Source organism: Streptomyces venezuelae, assembly GCF_008642295.1.
GTDB lineage: Bacteria > Actinomycetota > Actinomycetes > Streptomycetales > Streptomycetaceae > Streptomyces > Streptomyces venezuelae_C.
The window spans coordinates 5345192-5362899 of record NZ_CP029190.1 but is presented as its reverse complement, the minus strand read 5'-3'; the positions used below and the strand labels follow the sequence as shown (position 1 = coordinate 5362899).

Annotated in this window: 16 protein-coding genes; 5 read left to right on the top strand and 11 right to left on the bottom strand. The window is 72.6% G+C overall.

The window, feature by feature from the left end:
• Positions 1 to 50 precede the first annotated feature (50 nt).
• On the top strand, positions 51 to 704 hold the full coding sequence (locus tag DEJ50_RS24165; protein ID WP_150210203.1) for a TetR/AcrR family transcriptional regulator: 654 nt from the start codon (positions 51 to 53) through the stop codon (positions 702 to 704).
• On the opposite strand, the gene DEJ50_RS24160 is transcribed toward DEJ50_RS24165, so the two are convergent.
• Entirely contained in the window at positions 705 to 4589 is a 3885-nt protein-coding gene (locus tag DEJ50_RS24160) for an ATP-binding protein (protein ID WP_223837894.1), read from the bottom strand.
• A gap of 92 nt (positions 4590 to 4681) precedes the next feature.
• Between DEJ50_RS24160 and DEJ50_RS24155 the strand changes: the two genes are divergently transcribed.
• Positions 4682 to 5239, top strand: a complete 558-nt coding sequence (locus tag DEJ50_RS24155) for a Uma2 family endonuclease (RefSeq protein WP_150210202.1) — start codon at positions 4682 to 4684, stop codon at positions 5237 to 5239.
• Positions 5240 to 5327: 88 nt separating this feature from the next.
• On the opposite strand, the gene glnA is transcribed toward DEJ50_RS24155, so the two are convergent.
• Positions 5328 to 6737 carry a type I glutamate--ammonia ligase gene (gene glnA, locus DEJ50_RS24150; protein WP_150210201.1) on the bottom strand — a complete coding sequence of 470 codons (1410 nt, stop codon included), beginning with the start codon at positions 6735 to 6737 and terminating at the stop codon, positions 5328 to 5330.
• A 185-nt stretch (positions 6738 to 6922) separates the two neighbouring features.
• Here glnA and DEJ50_RS24145 point away from each other — a divergent pair, with 185 nt between their 5' ends.
• Positions 6923 to 7390, top strand: coding sequence for an RDD family protein (locus DEJ50_RS24145; RefSeq protein ID WP_150210200.1), 468 nt, complete (start codon positions 6923 to 6925; stop codon positions 7388 to 7390).
• A 101-nt stretch (positions 7391 to 7491) separates the two neighbouring features.
• Here the strand turns inward: DEJ50_RS24145 and DEJ50_RS24140 are convergent, their stop codons facing one another.
• The 5 genes from DEJ50_RS24140 to DEJ50_RS24120 form a co-directional block, all read right to left on the bottom strand.
• On the bottom strand, positions 7492 to 8190 hold the full coding sequence (locus DEJ50_RS24140) for a DUF4191 domain-containing protein (RefSeq protein ID WP_150210199.1): 699 nt from the start codon (positions 8188 to 8190) through the stop codon (positions 7492 to 7494).
• A gap of 10 nt (positions 8191 to 8200) precedes the next feature.
• Positions 8201 to 8398, bottom strand: coding sequence for a hypothetical protein (locus DEJ50_RS24135; protein WP_150210198.1), 198 nt, complete (start codon positions 8396 to 8398; stop codon positions 8201 to 8203).
• Between the two features lie 195 nt (positions 8399 to 8593).
• Positions 8594 to 9547 (bottom strand): lipoyl synthase, encoded by a 954-nt coding sequence (lipA, locus tag DEJ50_RS24130; RefSeq protein ID WP_150210197.1) that lies wholly within the window; start codon positions 9545 to 9547, stop codon positions 8594 to 8596.
• 131 nt (positions 9548 to 9678) lie between these two features.
• A complete protein-coding gene (gene lipB / locus DEJ50_RS24125; RefSeq protein WP_150210196.1) occupies positions 9679 to 10479 on the bottom strand; it encodes a lipoyl(octanoyl) transferase LipB in 801 nt (266 codons plus the stop codon).
• A gap of 55 nt (positions 10480 to 10534) precedes the next feature.
• Positions 10535 to 10813 (bottom strand): hypothetical protein, encoded by a 279-nt coding sequence (locus DEJ50_RS24120; protein ID WP_223837893.1) that lies wholly within the window; start codon positions 10811 to 10813, stop codon positions 10535 to 10537.
• Between the two features lie 174 nt (positions 10814 to 10987).
• Here DEJ50_RS24120 and DEJ50_RS24115 point away from each other — a divergent pair, with 174 nt between their 5' ends.
• Positions 10988 to 12436 (top strand): regulator, encoded by a 1449-nt coding sequence (locus tag DEJ50_RS24115; RefSeq protein WP_150210195.1) that lies wholly within the window; start codon positions 10988 to 10990, stop codon positions 12434 to 12436.
• Positions 12437 to 12842: 406 nt separating this feature from the next.
• Here the strand turns inward: DEJ50_RS24115 and DEJ50_RS24110 are convergent, their stop codons facing one another.
• The 3 genes from DEJ50_RS24110 to DEJ50_RS24100 form a co-directional block, all read right to left on the bottom strand.
• Positions 12843 to 14087 carry an FAD-dependent oxidoreductase gene (locus tag DEJ50_RS24110; protein WP_150210194.1) on the bottom strand — a complete coding sequence of 415 codons (1245 nt, stop codon included), beginning with the start codon at positions 14085 to 14087 and terminating at the stop codon, positions 12843 to 12845.
• Positions 14088 to 14335: 248 nt separating this feature from the next.
• On the bottom strand, positions 14336 to 15241 hold the full coding sequence (locus DEJ50_RS24105; protein ID WP_150210193.1) for a TIGR01777 family oxidoreductase: 906 nt from the start codon (positions 15239 to 15241) through the stop codon (positions 14336 to 14338).
• A 249-nt stretch (positions 15242 to 15490) separates the two neighbouring features.
• Positions 15491 to 16156 carry a VIT family protein gene (locus tag DEJ50_RS24100; protein ID WP_190345026.1) on the bottom strand — a complete coding sequence of 222 codons (666 nt, stop codon included), beginning with the start codon at positions 16154 to 16156 and terminating at the stop codon, positions 15491 to 15493.
• Positions 16157 to 16287: 131 nt separating this feature from the next.
• Between DEJ50_RS24100 and DEJ50_RS24095 the strand changes: the two genes are divergently transcribed.
• Complete coding sequence (locus DEJ50_RS24095; protein WP_150210191.1) at positions 16288 to 17367, top strand: PP2C family protein-serine/threonine phosphatase; 1080 nt, start codon at positions 16288 to 16290, stop codon at positions 17365 to 17367.
• A 39-nt stretch (positions 17368 to 17406) separates the two neighbouring features.
• Here DEJ50_RS24095 and DEJ50_RS24090 read toward each other — a convergent pair whose 3' ends face one another.
• Positions 17407 to 17661 (bottom strand): hypothetical protein, encoded by a 255-nt coding sequence (locus DEJ50_RS24090; RefSeq protein ID WP_150210190.1) that lies wholly within the window; start codon positions 17659 to 17661, stop codon positions 17407 to 17409.
• Between the last annotated feature and the right edge of the window lie 47 nt (positions 17662 to 17708).

Below are 17708 nucleotides of genomic sequence, written 5' to 3'. Positions count from 1 at the left end.
GTGTCAAAGAATGCAGTTGTGTTCGAGAACGCGGAGTACCCTTTCCCCTCGTGAGATCCCCTCGTCCGTACTCCCCCCAGGCCGGCCCCGGCGTCCAGTCGCTGACCGAGCGGCGCAAGGCCGCGACCCAGCTCGACATCGCCCGCGCCGCCTGCGAACTGTTCGCCGCCCACGGCCCCGACGGCACCACCGCCGAGGACATCGCGCACCGTGCGGGCGTGGCACTGCGTACGTTCTACCGCTACTTCCGCAACAAGCAGGAGGCGGTGGCCCCGTTGCTCGCGGGCGGCGGCGCCGAATGGCGGAACCGGCTCGCCGAGGAATCCCCCGGCACCCCCCTGGCCGAGGCCCTGGAACGCGCGGTCACCCGCTCCCTCACCGGCCCGGTGGCCCTGTCCGAGGGCCTGAACTGGACCCGCTCCCTGCTGCGCGCCGCCGAGGGCGACCCGGCGCTGCGCGCGGTCTGGTACCGGGTGAACCAGGACTCCGAGGAGGGCCTGGTCCCGATCCTCACCCACCTGGCCGGCCCGGCCGCCAGCCCCCTCCAGATCCGGCTCCTGGCAGCCGCGGCCACCGACGCGATCCGGGTCTCCCTGGAAGTCTGGTCCACCACGGACACCCCGCCCTCGGGCCCCGACTCCCCTGCCGACCTGGCGGTCCGCTCCCTGCGCGAACTGACGCGGGGCATGGCGATCCTGGCGTAGCTAGCCGCGGGGTACGAGGGCGAGGGCGGCCCGGACGGTCTCGGCGGGATCGGGGACGGGGATGCCGAGCTGCCGGATGAGCGAGGCGACCTCGGCGAGGGGCCGCCGGGTCCGGCGGGCGACCCGGTAGAGGTAGTAGAGGGAGAAGTCCTCGACTTCGGGCTTCTCTTTGTTGGCCAGCTTGTCGGAGCCGACGAGCCGCAGCGCCTCGGTCGCCGAGAGCCCTTCCGGAAGGGACGGGGGGACGACCGTGATGCCGTACGAGCGCAGGCGCCGGGACAGTACCGACGGCCCCACCTGCAACCGCTGGGCGGCGGTGAGCACATGGGCGAACGGCACAGGAGCGCCGGCCGCCTGGGTCGCCCAACCGAACGGGCTCTCGCGTCTCAGCACCTCCTCGTCCAGCGGGTTCGGCCGGGCAGGTACCTGAAGCGGAACGGAGAACCCGTACGCGCGCAGCCTGGCGATCCGGTGCCGGAGGTCCCACAGGCTCGTTGCCTCGTCCAGGATCTCCCCGTACAGCAGAGGATGCGCCGGTTGCAGCTCCGTCGGGGACCCGCCCAGGACGTCGAGATCCTGGACCGAGGCGTCCTCCGGGAACGGGTCGGGCACCGCCATGCCCACGGCGGCCAGCCGTCCGAGCACCTGCGCCGGCTCCAGCCGGAGCCGCTTGGCGAGCGTCAGGATCTGTCCCGGAGGCGGCGGAACATCGCGCTGCAGCCAGGGCCACACACCGTCCCCGTCCTTGCTCAGCAACAGCGTGATCTCCTCCGAAGGACGGTCGGGCAGCGGGCCCTCGTCCACCGTGAGGCCGTGGGATGCGAGCCTCCGCCGTACCTCCGGCACCGAAAGGTCACACTCACGGCTGGCCATGGCCAGGTGACCCGGCGGCACCGTGGCGTCCGGCGAGAGACAGCCCTGCCACTGCCGAGCCGGGTGCCGCAACAACAGGGGATCCTTCCGAGCCGCCTCGCAGAGCCGGACGAAGTCCTCCGAAACCCGGAACCCGAAGCCGCGAAGTTGCTCGGCCGTCGCTCGGACATCACGTCGTCCCGCCGCCCGGCCGAGCTGCTGCACCGTCAGCGGTCCGTCCTTCGTCACGGCGTCTTCGATCAGGCCGAACATCGTCACGTTCTCCTCTGTCAGGTGGGCCCCGGGCGCCCAGTCCCCGGGGTCGGCCCACCGGAAGCCGAGAGCGGACAGCCGCCGCGCCATATCGCGCGGGTCGGTCCCGTAGTCGAGCGCCAGGTCTGCCACGTCACCGAGGTGTCCGGGCGTACCGCCGCCGATGAGGAAATCCTGATCGGACAGGACTGCCTCGCGTACCGGACCGAAATCCGCGACTTCCGGGCACACCTCGACGAGCTCGCGCAACGCCCGCTCCGGGCGGCGGGCCAGAACCCGCCAGAGGAAGACCTGGTCGGGAACGTCGATGGCGCGTGCCATGGCCGGGTGGTCCTCATGCCACTGGAAGTTCGCATCCCGCCCGAGGAGCGTCACGTCCGCCGGGAAAAACCCCGCGCTTCCCGTACCGAAGCGCATGTCCCGGTAGACCACCTCCCTGCCGTCCGACAGCGTCGCCCCGGCGACCAGGTCACCCAGCGGGGTGCTCTCCTCGGCCACCGAACACAGCCATTCAAAGGACGGCTGCTCCCGGCCGAGAACACCTGCCGCCTGCTTCAGCAGCCCGGCCACGGTGGGCGCCACGGCATCCAGGACGTGCCTGCGGTCCACCGAGAGCCGCGCCGGGGACCAGGGGCCCGAGAGGTTCACCACGGCGCCCCGCAGACCGCCGTGTCCGGTGCCGAAGACCCCTTCCCGGTTCTTCGGTTCCACCACCAGGCCGTCCACCAGGAGCGCGCCGCCCCGCTCGCACCAGACCACCTGCACCCCGTCGGGAGCTTCCCGCCAGGGGCGCAGCCAGCCATCCGCGAGAAAGCCGAACCCCGCGTCGTGGTATCTCCTCGTAGTCAGCTCCCCGGCCGGCCACCGGCTGGGCTCCCCAGCGTGCTCCACCGCCGTGGTCTCGAACTCGGCGATGGCCAAGAGCCGTTTCAGCACATTCACCGAGGACCATCCCGCCGGCACCACATCCGGCCGCAGCCGCAGGCGGATCTTCGTGCCCGGTTCCCGCCCCCGCGGGGCGATCTTCCGGATGCGGAAGAGGTGGCCTGGGCCGCAGATCGACACCTGGTAGACGGGGCCCAGGCCGCCGTCCGGGGCCATTCGGCAGGTGGTGACCTCGATCTCGTCGGCCAGCATGAAGTAGCTCAGTACGCCGATCCCGAACCGGCTGTTCGGGTGGAGGGTCACCGGCGGGGTGACCGTCTCCCACGCGGTGCGCTCCAGCTTGAACTCCAGCTGCTCGGCGAAGCGCGCGCCCGCCTGGGCGAAGACACCGCGGAGCTCGGACTCGCCCATGCCGACGCCGTTGTCCGTGCACTCCAAGTAGGCGCCGGCCTCGTCGGTGCCCTGGACGAAGGAGATCCGGCCCTCGTACGGGACGCCGCCGAGGGCCGGCTGGGTCAGGTCCAGGTAGCGGCTGCGGGCCCGCCGGTAGCGGCAGGCGTCCAGGGCGTTCTGGTAGAGCTCCCGGACCGCGAGGTCGCGGTCCTTGTACAACTCGATGCCCATGGCCAGGTCGCGGAACCGGCGGCCGTCGCTGCGGAACCGCGCGTAGCCGTCGAAGGCGCGGCCGGTCGGCACGACGCCGTCGGCCGAGAGCCGGGCCGGCAGCGGCGGCAGCGGGTGTGTGATCCGTTCCCGGCCGGTGCGGCGGACGGCGTCCAGCAGTTCGTCGGCCCGGGCGACATGGGCGCGGACGCCCTCCACCACCGCCTCGTGCCGGCATTCCGCCTTGAGCACGCGCAGGTCCGGCGGACCTCCCCAGCGGGCGCCGTCCAGGGTGGTGCGGAGCTCTCCGAGGTCCACGGCGTGCGGGGTGGCGAGGTGCTCGGCGACGATGCCGGGCAGCGTCTGCATCTCGATCGCCATGCCGTACCCGAGCGCCGCGATCAGCATCAGGCGCTGCTCGCGGACCTGCTCGTGGCCGGAGCCGGTCCGGATGCCGTCGTCGGCGGCGAGCCGGTCCAGGAACTCCGCGTGGCAGACGTCCGGGCCGCGCCAGAGTCCCTGGAGCAGGGTGGTCACGCGGCGGACCGTGAGGGTTCCGCCGAGCAGGGCGACGGCCTCCCCCAGTTCGCCGAGCAGGTCGCCCACCGGGACGGGGTCCGCGAACTCGCGCTGCTGGATCAGCCAGCGGTGGAACAGCCACCAGCCGACCTTCGCCGCCTCCTCCTCCGGGTGGCGCAGGGCGCGCTGTACCAGGCTCTCGTCCTCGTCGACGAAGATCTCGTACGCCCGCCGGCCGGGCCCGGCACCCTCCTCGGGCCGCAGCCGCCAGGGCCGGACCTCCTCGCAGAGCCCGGCGGCCAGGCGCAGGTAGTGGATCCGGTGCAGGTACGGCAGCAGGACGAGGAGTGCGGCCTCGGCCGGATAGAGGTCCAGCGGGTCCGGGCAGTCGGCGGGCTCGCCGAGGAGGAGCTCGATCCGGTCCAGGAAGCGGATCGCGATGCCCGGGTCGGTCCACGGGTCCGCGGCCAGGGCGGGCTCCAGGAGGTCGCGCAGCCGCGCCAGCTCGGCGGCGACCGCGGTGGCCCGCTGCCGGTGCGCGCCGGTGTCCCGGCCGGCCGGTACGTGCCGCCACACCGGGGAGTCCGCGGCCCGGCTCACCCAGGGGTCCCGGCTGCCCGCGGTGTCCTCGTGCCCGGGCGCTGCGGACGGCTGCTGCGGGCCGAAGTGCACGCCGTTGACGGTCTGCGCCTGGATCACGACGCCGGCCGAGGCATCGCCGCCGAACGTGTTGCCCACCGCCGCCTGGTCCACGCCGCCCCACCCTTCACCTGGTGGGCAAAACCTTAGACACGCGGACGGGCCGCCGTCCCGGATACTGACGGGGGCGCCCGTTGGAGGAGCAGATGACCGCCACGTACGAGGAGCTGCGGCGCCTCGCGGAAGAAATCGCAGCGATCACGCCGAGCGACAAGAAGTTCAAGATCGAGATCGACGGGCCGGAGATCCTGACCTCCATGGTGAGCCGCACCACCGCCCACGGCATGATCGTGCTGCGGCTGCGCCGCCAGATCGAGGCCCAGGCGTCTGAGATGGTGGCCCTCAATGACACCAATCTGGAAAACCCTCAGGTGGAGAAACTGCGTGTGCCCGACCTGATGGCGCTTCCCGAGGACTCCCTCGACCCCACCACCGACGCGGTCAGCTCGGAGCTGGTGGAGCTGGTGGCCGAAGTCGTGTCGAAGACGAATCCGGAAAACGACTACGTCAAGAAGCTCAAGGCGTACCCGGCGATGAACATCCCCGTCTACCTGCTCATCGACCCTCGCAAGGGCGCCGTGACCGTCTACTCCGACCCGGTCGCCGGGGTCTACCGCGCCAGCCACGAATACGCCTTCGGCGACACCGTTCCGGCGGGCCGCTGGACCATCGACAGCAGCGTCTTCCCCCGCTACACCGACTGACGAAGCGCTTGTACGAACCCAACCGCGCAAACGGCCAAGGCCCCCGTCACTCTCCGTGAAGAGTCTCGGGGGCCTTGGCCGTTGATCTTTAGATGTCGAAGTAGAGCTCGAACTCGTGCGGGTGCGGGCGCTGGGCGATCGGGGCGATCTCGTGGGTCCGCTTGTAGTCGATCCAGGTCTGGATCAGGTCGGGGGTGAAGACACCGCCGGCCAGGAGGTACTCGTGGTCCTCCTCCAGGGCCTTGAGGACGTCCTCCAGGCTGGTCGGGACCTGCGGGACGCTCGCGTGCTCGTCGGGCGAGAGCTCGTAGAGGTCCTTGTCGATCGGCTCCATCGGCTCGATCTTGTTCTTGATGCCGTCCAGGCCCGCGAGCAGCAGGGCCGAGAAGGCCAGGTACGGGTTGGAGGACGGGTCCGGGGCGCGGAACTCGACGCGCTTGGCCTTCGGGTTCGAGCCGGTGATCGGGATGCGCATGGCCGCGGAGCGGTTGCGCTGCGAGTACACCATGTTGACCGGGGCCTCGAAGCCCGGGACCAGGCGGTGGTACGAGTTCACCGTCGGGTTGGTGAAGGCGAGCAGCGACGGGGCGTGCTTGAGGATGCCGCCGATGTAGTAGCGGGCGGTGTCCGACAGGCCCGCGTAGCCGGCCTCGTCGTAGAAGAGGGGCTCGCCGCCGGCCCACAGGGACTGGTGGACGTGCATGCCCGAGCCGTTGTCACCGAAGATCGGCTTCGGCATGAAGGTCGCGGTCTTGCCGTTGCGCCAGGCGACGTTCTTCACGATGTACTTGAAGAGCATCAGGTCGTCGGCCGCGGCCAGCAGCGTGTTGAACTTGTAGTTGATCTCGGCCTGGCCGCCGGTGCCCACCTCGTGGTGCTGGCGCTCGACCTGGAGGCCCTGGGCGTCCAGCTCGAGGGAGATCTCGGCGCGCAGGTCGGCGAAGTGGTCGACCGGGGCGACCGGGAAGTAGCCGCCCTTGTAGCGGACCTTGTAGCCGCGGTTGTTCTCCTCGGAGCCCGTGTTCCAGGCGCCGGCCTCGGAGTCGATGTGGTAGAAGCCCTCGTTCGCGGAGGTCGCGAAGCGCACGCTGTCGAACACGTAGAACTCGGCCTCGGGGCCGAAGAACGCGGTGTCGGCGATGCCGGTGGAGGCGAGGTACGCCTCGGCCTTCTTCGCGATGTTGCGCGGGTCGCGGCTGTAGGCCTCACCCGTGATCGGGTCGTGGATGAAGAAGTTGATGTTGAGCGTCTTGTCCTTGCGGAACGGGTCCAGACGCGCGGTGGTGATGTCGGCACGCAGAGCCATGTCGGACTCGTGGATGGCCTGGAAGCCGCGGATCGAGGAGCCGTCGAAGGCGAGCTCCTCCGCCGGGTCGAATGCCCGAGCCGGGATGGTGAAGTGCTGCATCACACCAGGCAGGTCGCAGAAGCGGACGTCGACGAACTTGACGTCGTTCTCCTCGATGTACTGCTTCACTTCGTCGGCGTTCTGGAACATCCAACTCCTCCTACTCCCGGCCTCCGGGGAGGGACGGGTTGTATAGCTCGTGGTGCGTCAGTGCGGTGCCGCACGCTGACCCGACCATAAGCAGACGGGATTTCTCAAGCATGACCCATTTGTTTCGCACAAGTTAACCGGGGTCCGGGCGAGGGTGCCGGGAACGCCACGGGTACCGTGTTCGGGTGGACAAGAGGCAAGCAATCGGATCATGGCTGTCCGGCCCCCGCGCGGCAGCGGAGGAGATGGGCGTCGACTTCGGTTACCCGGGCCAGCGGCTCGGCCTGCCGCAGCAGGGCCCCGGCTCGGTGGCCCGGTTCGGGCGCCGGCTCGGCGCGGTGGCCATCGACTGGCTGTCCTGCCAGCTGATCGCATTCGGCCTGATCACCGGGGGTGAATGGACTGCGGCGGGCAACTGGACGCTGGCGGTCTTCGCCGTCCTGGCCGTCCTCACGGTGGGCACCGTGGGCTTCACCCCGGGCAAACGCATCCTGGGCCTGCGGGTGGTCGCGGAGGACGGCGGCCGGCTCGGTTTCCCGCGGGTACTGCTCCGTACGGCGCTGCTGCTGCTCTTCGTGCCGGCGCTGATCTGGGACCGGGACGGGCGCGGCCTGCACGACCGGCTCGCCCGCGCCATCCAGGTTCGTATCTGAGATACACCTACAGACACGCACAGAGGGGCGCCCCGGAGCTGTCGGCTCCGGGGCGCCCCTCTGTTCTGTGCGTGTTACGTGTGTCGTATACGAAAAGCGGGTCAGCGCATCTTTCCGCCGCGCGGCATCCGCATGCCCTTCGGCATCGGGCCCTTCGGCAGCGGCATGTTGCTCATCAGGTCGCCCATGGCCCGCAGCTTGTCGTTGACCTGTGTCACCTGCGGGCCGGCCAGCACGCGCGGGAACTTCAGGAGGGTGGTCCGCACCTTCTTGAGCGGGACCTGGCCCTCGCCGGTGCCGACGATGATGTCGTGCACCGGGATGTCCGGCATGATCCGGGCCATCTTCTTCTTCTCGGCCGCCAGCAGCGGCTTCAGCCGGTTGGGGTTGCCCTCGGCCACCAGCACGACGCCGGCCTTGCCGACCGCGCGGTGGACGATGTCCTGGCTGCGGTTCATCGCCACGGCCGGGGTGGTGGTCCAGCCACGCCCCACGTTGTCCAGTACGGCCGCAGCAGCTCCCGGCTGGCCTTCCATCTGCCCGAAGGCAGCCCGCTCGGCCCGCCGTCCGAAGACGATCGCCATCGCGAGGAACGCCACCAGGAAGCCCAGGATGCCCAGGTACACCGGATGGCCGATCAGGAAGCCGATCGCAAGAAAGACGCCGATGGTGACGATTCCCACGCCCGCGAGAATCAGGCCGATCTTGGAATCGGCCTTACGGGTCATCTTGTACGTCAGGGCGATCTGCTTCAGTCGCCCGGGGTTCGCAGCAGTCTCTGCGTTTGACTTCCTCGCCATACAGCGAAGTTTACGTGGCCTGCGGCGTCCGGGTGGCCACGGCCTCGAGTACGTGCTCGGTTTCGACCCGGTCCTGGGCCCGGCGGCGGTCCTCCAGGACCGCGGTCCAGGCGTTGCGGCGGGCGCCGCGGATGAGCAGCGACTCGATGCCACGAAGGGCGTCGCCAAGGGTCGGAACGGCGATGGCGCGAACGGGCGCGGCCTGCATGGGGAACCCTCTCTCGGTGCTCTGGTAGCTGTGCGTGGAACCAGCATCACTGTTGGGTGTTACCAGGGAGTGACCGGGCGGTCAAACACCTATGACACTTCAAAAACACTGATGCGGCCCGCCGGGCTCCTCCTTGAAAGAGCCTAGGGCCGCATCCGTGCGGTATTACTGGCTAGTAAGACTTTGTGCGCGAGTTCACACGCCGCTGGAACTCCGCTTCTCCATCGCCTGGCCGTAGAGACGCCCGGCCCGGTAGGACGACCGGACCAGCGGGCCGGACATGACGCCCGAGAAGCCGATTTCCTCGGCCTCCTTCGCCAGCTCCACGAACTCGGCCGGCTTCACCCAGCGCTCCACGGGGTGGTGCCGCGGCGAGGGCCGCAGGTACTGGGTGATCGTGATGAGTTCGCAACCCGCCTCGTGCAGATCGCGCAGCGCCTCGCTGACCTCGGCCCGCTCCTCGCCCATGCCGAGGATCAGGTTGGACTTGGTCACCAGGCCGTACTCGCGGGCCTTGGTGATCACGTCCAGCGAGCGCTCGTAGCGGAAGCCGGGGCGGATCCGCTTGAAGATCCGCGGCACCGTCTCGACGTTGTGCGCAAAGACCTCGGGCCGGGAGGCGAAGACCTCCTCCAGCAGCTCCGGGACCGCGTTGAAGTCCGGGGCCAGCAGCTCGACCTTGGTGTGCCCGCTCTCGCGGCCGGCCGTCTGCTGGTGGATCTGGCGCACGGTCTCGGCGTACAGCCAGGCACCGCCGTCGGCCAGGTCGTCGCGGGCGACGCCGGTGATGGTGGCGTAGTTCAGGTCCATGGTGACCACGGACTCGCCGACCCGGCGCGGCTCGTCCCGGTCCAGGGCCTGGGGCTTGCCGGTGTCGATCTGGCAGAAGTCACAGCGCCGGGTGCACTGGTCGCCGCCGATGAGGAAGGTGGCCTCGCGGTCCTCCCAGCATTCGTAGATGTTCGGACAACCGGCTTCCTGGCACACGGTGTGCAGGCCCTCGCCCTTCACGAGGTTCTGCATCTTCGTGTACTCGGGACCCATCTTCGCCCGGGTCTTGATCCACTCGGGCTTGCGCTCGATGGGGGTCTGGGCGTTACGGACCTCCAGGCGCAGCATCTTGCGTCCGTCGGGTGCGACTGCGGACACGACCGGCTCCCTGTGACTTTTGATTCCTCGGCGCCCACCAGGGTACGCCCGTAATTTCATACGCTCTTACGTCGGCCAACCTGGGGGCGGCCGGACACATTCCCGGGCGGGTCCCGGGCGGGTCCCGGGCGCTAGGCGCCGGCCGCCGGCTCGATCTCGCGGGGCCGCAGCTCGGCGTTCTCCAGCACCTCGGTCAGGTGCCGTTCGATGACCGGCAGAACCTCGGCGATGGTGATCTCGCGGCCCAGCTCATAGGAGAGCGAGGTCACACCGGCGTCCCGGATGCCGCACGGGACGATCCGGTCGAACCAGGTGTTGTCCGGGTTCACGTTGAGGGCGAAGCCGTGCATGGTGACGCCCTTGGCGACGCGGATGCCGATGGCGGCGAGCTTGCGGTCCTCGCGGCGCTGGCCGGCGTTGGAGGGTGCGTACTCCGGGCCGTTGAGGCGGGGGTCGAACTCCTCGTCCTGCAGGCGCGGGTCGAAGTCCAGGGACAGCCCGCCGATCTTCGGCCGCTCGGCTATCGGGTCGCCGAGCACCCAGACCCCGGACCGGCCCTCGACCCGGGTGGTCTCCAGGCCGAACTCGGCGGCCGTGCGGATCAGCGCCTCCTCCAGGCGGCGGACGTGGGCCACCACATCGACCGGGCGGGGCAGCTTCATGATCGGGTACCCGACCAGCTGGCCCGGGCCATGCCAGGTGATCTTGCCGCCGCGGTCCACGTCGATGACGGGGGTGCCGTCGAGCGGGCGCTCGCTCTCTGCGGTGCGCCGGCCGGCCGTGTAGACCGGCGGGTGCTCCAGCAGCAGACAGGTGTCGTCGATCTCGTCCGCGAAGCGGGCCGCGTGGACGCGCCGCTGTTCCTCCCAGGCCTCGGTGTACTCCACCGATTCCGGCCCGAAGCCCAGACGGACAAACCGGAGCTCAGTCACCGCGGCGCCTCCTCGTTGAACCTGCCGTAGAACCTGCCATGTGCACGTATCGCACTCAGCAAGGGTACGGCGGCGGTTGCTTCCGCTTCCTGCGGCCCCGGGGCACGTCCGGGTCCTCGTCCGCGCGCGGCAGCCGCCGGTGGCCCTCGGAGTGGTCGTTGACCCAGCCGCACACCCCGCAGGCGTACCGCCCGTCCAGCCCGGCGATCAGTGTGCCGCAGCGCCGGCACTCGGCCTCGGTGAGCTCGGGGGCGGGCAGCGGGGCGGTGGATTCCGGGGTGGGGTCCTGGGTGGGGGCCGGGGTGGGTTCCAGCTCGGGGGGCCGGCGGGTCATGAGGCGCAGCGTACGCGGGTGGACGGGGGCAGTCCGTAAAGAGCCGTGCAGATTCTGCACACGATCGGATGAATGTGGGGCAGAGAGGACGGCAGAAGGGAGGTTCGCCGCTACATTCACGCCGTTCACAGGGCCCGGTGACCGGCCCGTCACGTCAGGAGACCGTGGAAGCTGATGACGGAACGACCTGCGCAGCGCGTCCCCAACCGGCAGCTCGCGGCGCTGATCGCCGAAGCGGGATTCTCCAACGCCGGGCTGGCCCGGCGGGTCGATCAGCTCGGCCTGGAGCACGGTCTGGACCTCCGGTACGACAAGACCTCCGTGACCCGCTGGCTGCGCGGGCAGCAGCCGCGCGGCACCACCCCGGCGCTGATCGCGGAGGTGTTCACCCGGCGGCTGGGCCGCCGGCTGTCGGCCCAGGACCTGGGTCTGGACGCGTGCGCCCCGGTCTATGCGGGGCTGGAGTTCGCGGCCACCCCGGAGGAGGCGGTGGACATTGCGAGCGGGCTGTGGCGCAAGGACTCCGGCTCCCACGCGGAGCTCCGGAAGATCGCGTTCACCCCGGCCGGGCTGGTGGTCCCGAGCCGGGACTGGCTGATCGGGCGGGCCGACGAGCGGGTCGGGCGGGGGGTGGAGGCGGTCGCCGCCGCCGCCCGGATCCCGGTCCAGGGCAGCCGTACCTCGGTGCCCCGGCAGCGGCAGATCGACCGGGGGCCGGGGCAGCGGGTCACCGGCGGGGACATCGCGGCCCTGCGGTCGGTGGGCGAGCTGTTCCGGGCGCTCGACGACGCGTACGGCGGCGGGCATGCGCGGCAGGCCCTGGTCCGCTACCTGGAGCACGAGGCGGAGCCGATGCTGCGGGGCACCTACGGGGAGAACACCGGCCGGCGGCTGTTCGCCGCGGCGGCGGACCTGACCCGGCTGGCGGGCTGGACCTCGTACGACATCGCCGCGCACGGTCTGGCGCAGCGGTACTTCGTACAGGCCCTGCGGCTGGCGCAGGCGGCGGGCGACCGGCCCTACGGCAGCTACGTGCTGGTCACCATGAGCCGGCAGGCGGTGTACCTCGGGCACGGCCGGGAGGCGGTGCAGCTGGCCCGGGTCGCCCAGCAGGGGGTGGGCTCCGGGCCGCCGCCGGTACTCCAGGCCCTGCTGCACGCTGCGGAGGCCCGGGGGCACGCGGTGCTCGGCGAGGTGCGGGCGGCGACGGCCTCGCTGGTCCGGGCGGAACGCTCGCTCGGGGCGTCCCGGCCCGGGGACGACGCGCCGCACTGGGCGCGGTTCTTCGACGAGGCGCAGCTGGCGGACGAGTTCGGGCACTGCCACCGGGACCTCCAGCAGTACCGGGCCTCGGCGCAGCACGCGGAGCGCTCGCTCCAGCTGCGCGCGCCCGGGTACGCCCGGTCGCGGCTGTTCTGCCGGGTGGTCCTGGCCACGGCGCGGCTGGGGCTCGGCGAGCTGGACCAGGCGTGCGCGCTGGGGGCGGAGGCGGCGCAGCAGGCGATGGAGATGCGGTCGGCGCGGGCGGTGGAGTACGTACGGGACTTCGAGCGGCGGCTGGAGCCGTACCGCGACGCGGCGGCGGTCCGTCAGTACCGCGACCGCGTCGCGGCCCTGCACTGACGCCTCTGGCACTGGCCGGCGCGGGACGGCTGCGGCACCGCGGGACGGCTGCGGCCCGGGACGGCCCCGGCACTGGCCCCGGCGCGGCGCGGCCCGGCCCCACTGGCCCGGCACGGGCCCGGCGCGGGGCGGGGCAGGACGGCCCCGGCACTGGCCCGGCGCAGCGCGGCCCTGGCGCGGGGCGGCCCCGGCGCAGGAGGGCTGCGGCATCGCGGGACGGCTGCGGCGCGGGGCGGCATAGGCACTGGCCCGGCGCGGCGCCGGACGGCTGCGGCGCGGGACGGCCCCCGGTGCGGCTGCGGCGCGGCCCGGCCCCACTGGCCCGGCGCAGGACCGCCCGGCACTGGCCCGGCTGCGGGTCGCGGCGCAGCCGGGACCGCGCCCGCAGCCGTCCCGGACGGGAGGGTCAGGCCGCGGCCGGGAGGGGCTGGGCCGGGGCGGGGACCGGGATGCCGAAGTCGCGCAGCACCGCGGCCGTCGCCCGCCGGGCGGACTGCAGCGCCCCCTGCACGGTGTTGCTGTCCCGGTGGTCCCCGCACACGTACAGACCCGCCACCACCCGCACCGGCCGGCGCAGGTCGTACGGCGGCGGCATGGCCGGCACCGCCTCCGGGGTGTGGTGCACCGCGAGGAGCTCCCAGTCCCGGGTGCTGGTGTCGTGGAGCCGGGCCAGCCGGGAGGCCACCGTCCGCAGCGGGGGCGGCGGGCCGAGGACCGTGGTGGTGACCAGGGAGCGGCCGGCCGGCGCCCGGGTCGGGTCCACCGCGCTCATCACGGCGGTGTGGGCCACCGGCCAGCGCGGATCGCCGTCGAGGAGCAGTGAACCGTCCGAGGGCAGGACCCCGGGTGCGGCGTGGTGCAGCACCGTCATCTCGTGGAAGGCCGGGACCCGCAGGCCGGGCAGCAGGTCCGCGGCGGCCCGGGCCCCGGTGGCCAGCAGGACCGCCCGGCAGCGGAAGGCGCCGTGGTCCTCCGTGGTGACCACGTTGACGGACACCGACCGGACCCGTACCCCGGTCAGCACGGTGCCCGCCGGAAGCCCGGCGGCCAGCAGCTCGGGCAGGGCCGCCGCGCCGCCCTCCGGCACCGCCAGCCGGCCCCGGGCGAACCTGCGCAACGCCAGGTCGGCCACCCGGCTGGAGGTGCCCAGCTGGGGGTCGCAGAGCAGGGTGGCGAGCAAGGGGCGGAGCAGCATCGCGCCGCGGGCCCGGAGCGCTGCGGCGGCGGTGCGTTCGGGTCGGGCCAGCACCCGCTCCACCGGGAGCGCGGCGAGCCGGCCGAGGGCCGCGCCGAGCCGGGCCTGGTCCAGGGACCGGCCGGCCAGTGCGCGGACCGGGGTGAGCGCCCCGGCGCGCAGCTGTTTCCCGTCCTCGGTGTGGACGAGTGCGCCGTGTGCGAACGGCCGCAGCACCAGGTCCTCCAGGCCGGGCGTGCGGTCGAGCTCCGGGTAGGAGGTGTTGAGGAGCTGGCCGATCCGGTCGAGCCGGAACCCTTCGGCCGTGCGGTCCGTGGCCATCCGGCCGCCGGGGCCGTCCGCGGCTTCCAGGATCGCTACCGAGACCCCCGCTGCAATGAGGTGGTGTGCCGCCGCGAGTCCCGAGACTCCGGCTCCCACAATGACAACGTCTGCGTGGTGTGCGCTGCTGAGCACGTGCCCCTCCCCGAGGTCGGCGCGGCTTTGTCTCGTCCTCTTTCCCCAACCCGCTCCAGGATTACCCGAGTCGGGCCCACTATTTACGAGCAGCTCCGGTCGCACGTCGGTCGCATGCGAGCACAAACGGTCGCACAGTGGTCGCGGGGGGCGCGTCGGCCGCACTGGCCACAGCAGACGGCAACGGCCGCAACCGCCGCAACGGACACGGCAGGCGCCGCAGGCCCGCGCGCGCGGCGCACGCGGGCCTACCGCCGGGCTCCATCGGCCAGCGCCGCCCGGATCGCCGCCTCGATGCCCGGGTACCGGAAGACGAAGCCGGACTCCGACAGCCGGGACGGCCGCACCCGCTGACTGCCCAGCACGTCCTGCGCGAACTCCCCGAGGACGATCCGCAGGGCCCAGGCCGGCACCGGGAACGGGGTGGGCCGGCCCAGCACCCGTCCCATGGCCGCCGTGACCTCACGGTTGGTCAGCGGCTCGGGCCCGCACAGGTTCACCGGCCCGGCCAGCGAGGGGGTGTCGATCAGGTGGCGCAGCGCCGCGACCTCGTCGTGCAGGGCGATGAAGGACCAGTACTGGCCGCCGCTGCCGAGCCGGCCGCCGAGGCCCGCCCGGAAGAGCGGGAACATCCTGCCCCAGGCCCCGCCCTCCCGGGCGACGACCAGGCCGTTGCGGGCGAACACCGTCCGTACGCCCGCCTGGTGGGCGGGGGCGGCAGCCGCCTCCCACTCCACGCACAGCGAGGCCAGGAAACCCTCCCCGGCCGGAGCGTCCTCGTCCACCACCCGGTCGCCGGTGTCCCCGTAGTAGCCGATGGCGGAGGCTCCGACGAACACCTGCGGCGGCTCGTCGAGGGTGGCGGCGGCCCGGGCCACGGCGGCGGTGCCGAGCACCCGGCTGTCCCGGATCTCCTTCTTGTACGCCTCGGTCCACCGGTGGTCGCCGAGGCCCGCACCGGCCAGGTTCACCACGGCCGTGCAGCCGGCCAGCCCGGCCCGGTCCACGGACCCGCGGTGCGGGTCCCAGCGCGCCTCGTCGGGTGCGGCGGGCGGGCGGCGCACGAAGCGGACCACCTCGTGCCCGTCGGCGCGCAGCGAACGGACGAGTGCCTTGCCGATGAGCCCGGTCGAGCCGGTGACCGCGATCCGCATGCGCCCATTGTGGCGGGCCGCCCGCCGGGACTGCCGGATGTCGCCCGATCCGATCCGGCCCGGCACAGCCCGGGTCCGACCCGGCACAGCCCGGCACAGCCCTGGTCCGACCCGGCACAGCCCGGGTCCGATCCGGCACAGCCCGGGTCCGATCCGGCACGGCCCGGCACAGCACAGGTCCGACCCGGCACGGCCCGGGTCCGGCCCGGCACGGCACGGCACGGCCCGGCACGGCCCAACGGCCAGGCTCTAGCCGGATCCCATCCAGGTGCCGACCGCGTAGGTGACGGCCATCGCCAGGGCGCCGCCCGCCACGTTGCGCAGGATCGCCCGGGGTGCCGGTGCCTCGCCCAGCCGGGCGCTCACCCAGCCGCACAGGGTGAGGGCGAGGAGGACCGCGGCCACCGTGACGGGCACCCGCCGGGACGGTTCGGGCAGCACGATGGCCAGCAGCGGGAGCAGCGCCCCGACGGTGAAGGCGACCAGGCTGGCCAGGGCCGCATGCCAGGGGTTGGCCAGCTCGTCGGGTTCGATGCCGAGCTCGACCCGGGCGTGGGCGCGCAGCGCATCGCGTTCGGTGAGCTGTACGGCGGCCTCCCGGGCCACGTCCCGGGTCAGGCCACGGGCGGCGAGCAGCTCCGTCAGCTCCTGCAGTTCCGCCTCCGGATCCTCGGCGAGCTCGCGGCGCTCCTCCTCCAGGGCGGCCCGTTCGGAGTCCCGCTGGGAGCTGACCGACACGTACTCCCCGGCCGCCATGGACATCGAGCCGGCCAGCAGCCCCGCCACGCCGGCGGCCAGGATCGCGGGCCGGTCGGTGGTGGCTCCGGCCACGCCGACCACCAGTCCGGCGGTGGAGATGATCCCGTCGTTGGCGCCCAGCACACCCGCGCGCAGCCAGTTCAGCCGTGTACTCATGGCAGCGCTCTGCGCCTGTGCGTGGTCCGTCACGGGACCACTGTCCCGGGCCGGCGGGTCCCGGCCCGGCCGGACACCCCGGGCGGAGTGCCCGGGGTGCGCGGGCCCCGCCGGGGCACCAGGGTGGAGGGGTGAGACGCGGACGCGAGGAGCCCGGCTGGCTGCGCGGGGAGCCGCCGCCGCGCTGGGCCCGGATCGCGCCCGTGGTGGCCCTGGTGGTGCTGGTGCTGGCTCAGCGGGTCACCCCGGGCACGGTGGAGCTCGGCTATTTCCTGGCCGCGCTGCCGGCGGTCGCGGCGTTCTCGTACGGGGCGGCCGGGACAGCGGTGTTCGGGGCGGTGGTGCTGTTCCTGCTCGGGGTGCGCGAGCTGGGGGTGGGGCGGGCCCAGGGCACGGATCTGGCGACCGTGGCGGTGGTGTGCGTGCTGAGCGTGGTCATCGCCTGGGTCCGGCGCCGCCGGGACACCCAGCTGGTGAGCGTACGGACGGTGGCGGAGGCGGCCCAGCTGGCGGTGCTGCCGCCCGTTCCGGAGCAGGTGGGTCCGGTGCGCTGCTCGGGCCTGTACCGGGCGGCGCAGCGCGGCACCCTGGTGGGCGGCGACCTGTTCGACGTACGCGCCGGGCCGTACGGGGTACGGGCGGTGGTCGGGGACGTGCAGGGGCACGGGCTGGCGGCGGTCGGGACGGTGGCCTCGCTGCTGGGCTCGTTCCGGGAAGGGGTGCTGGACGATCCGGAGCTGGGTCAGGTGGCGGCCCGGCTGGACCGGCGGCTGGTGGAGGACTCGGCCGCGGTGGAGCACGCGGAGCTGTTCGCGACCGCCCTGCTGCTGGAGTTCCCGCCGGGGCTGGATCTGGTACGGATCGTCTCCTGCGGGCATCCGCCGGCGCTGCTGCTGCGCGGGCCCGAGGTGGAGGAGCTCAAGGCGGAGCCGGGTGCGCCGCTGGGGCTGGGGCTCGCCGGGGTGGCCCCGCCGGCCGTGGTGGACGTGGCGGTGCGGGCGGGTGACCGGCTGTTGCTGCACACGGACGGGGTGACGGAGGCTCGGGATGCGTCCGGCCGCTTCTATCCGCTGAGCGGCCGGGTGCCGGCGCTGACCTCCCCCGGCGATCCGCCGGCCGCCCTGGTGGCCGCGGTCTGGCGGGACCTGGAGGCCTTCACCGACGGGGGCCCGGGGGACGACGTGGCGGTACTGGTGCTGTCCCTCCCCTGAGCCCGGCCGGGCGGCCGGACTCAGGGAGGCCGGTGCCGGTCAGCGGCCGTCGCGCAGGAGCGAGCGGACCATCCGGCAGGTGACGTTGGACGGGCGCCGGATGCCGGTGCGGACGGCCATGGTGCGGATCTTCCGGTTGGTCGCCCGCTCGGCGTCGTACGTCCCGGTGTCGAGCAGGGATATGGCCAGGCGCATGGCCTTGAGGCGGCGGTTGTGGGACTCGTACCACTCGCGCGGCAGACCCGCCGGCAGCGGCTTCTTCTTCGGCGCACCAATGATCGCGGCAGCGGCCATCTACAGCCTCCCAAACGGTAGTTGGCGTTCTGTCGTTCTGCCTTCGA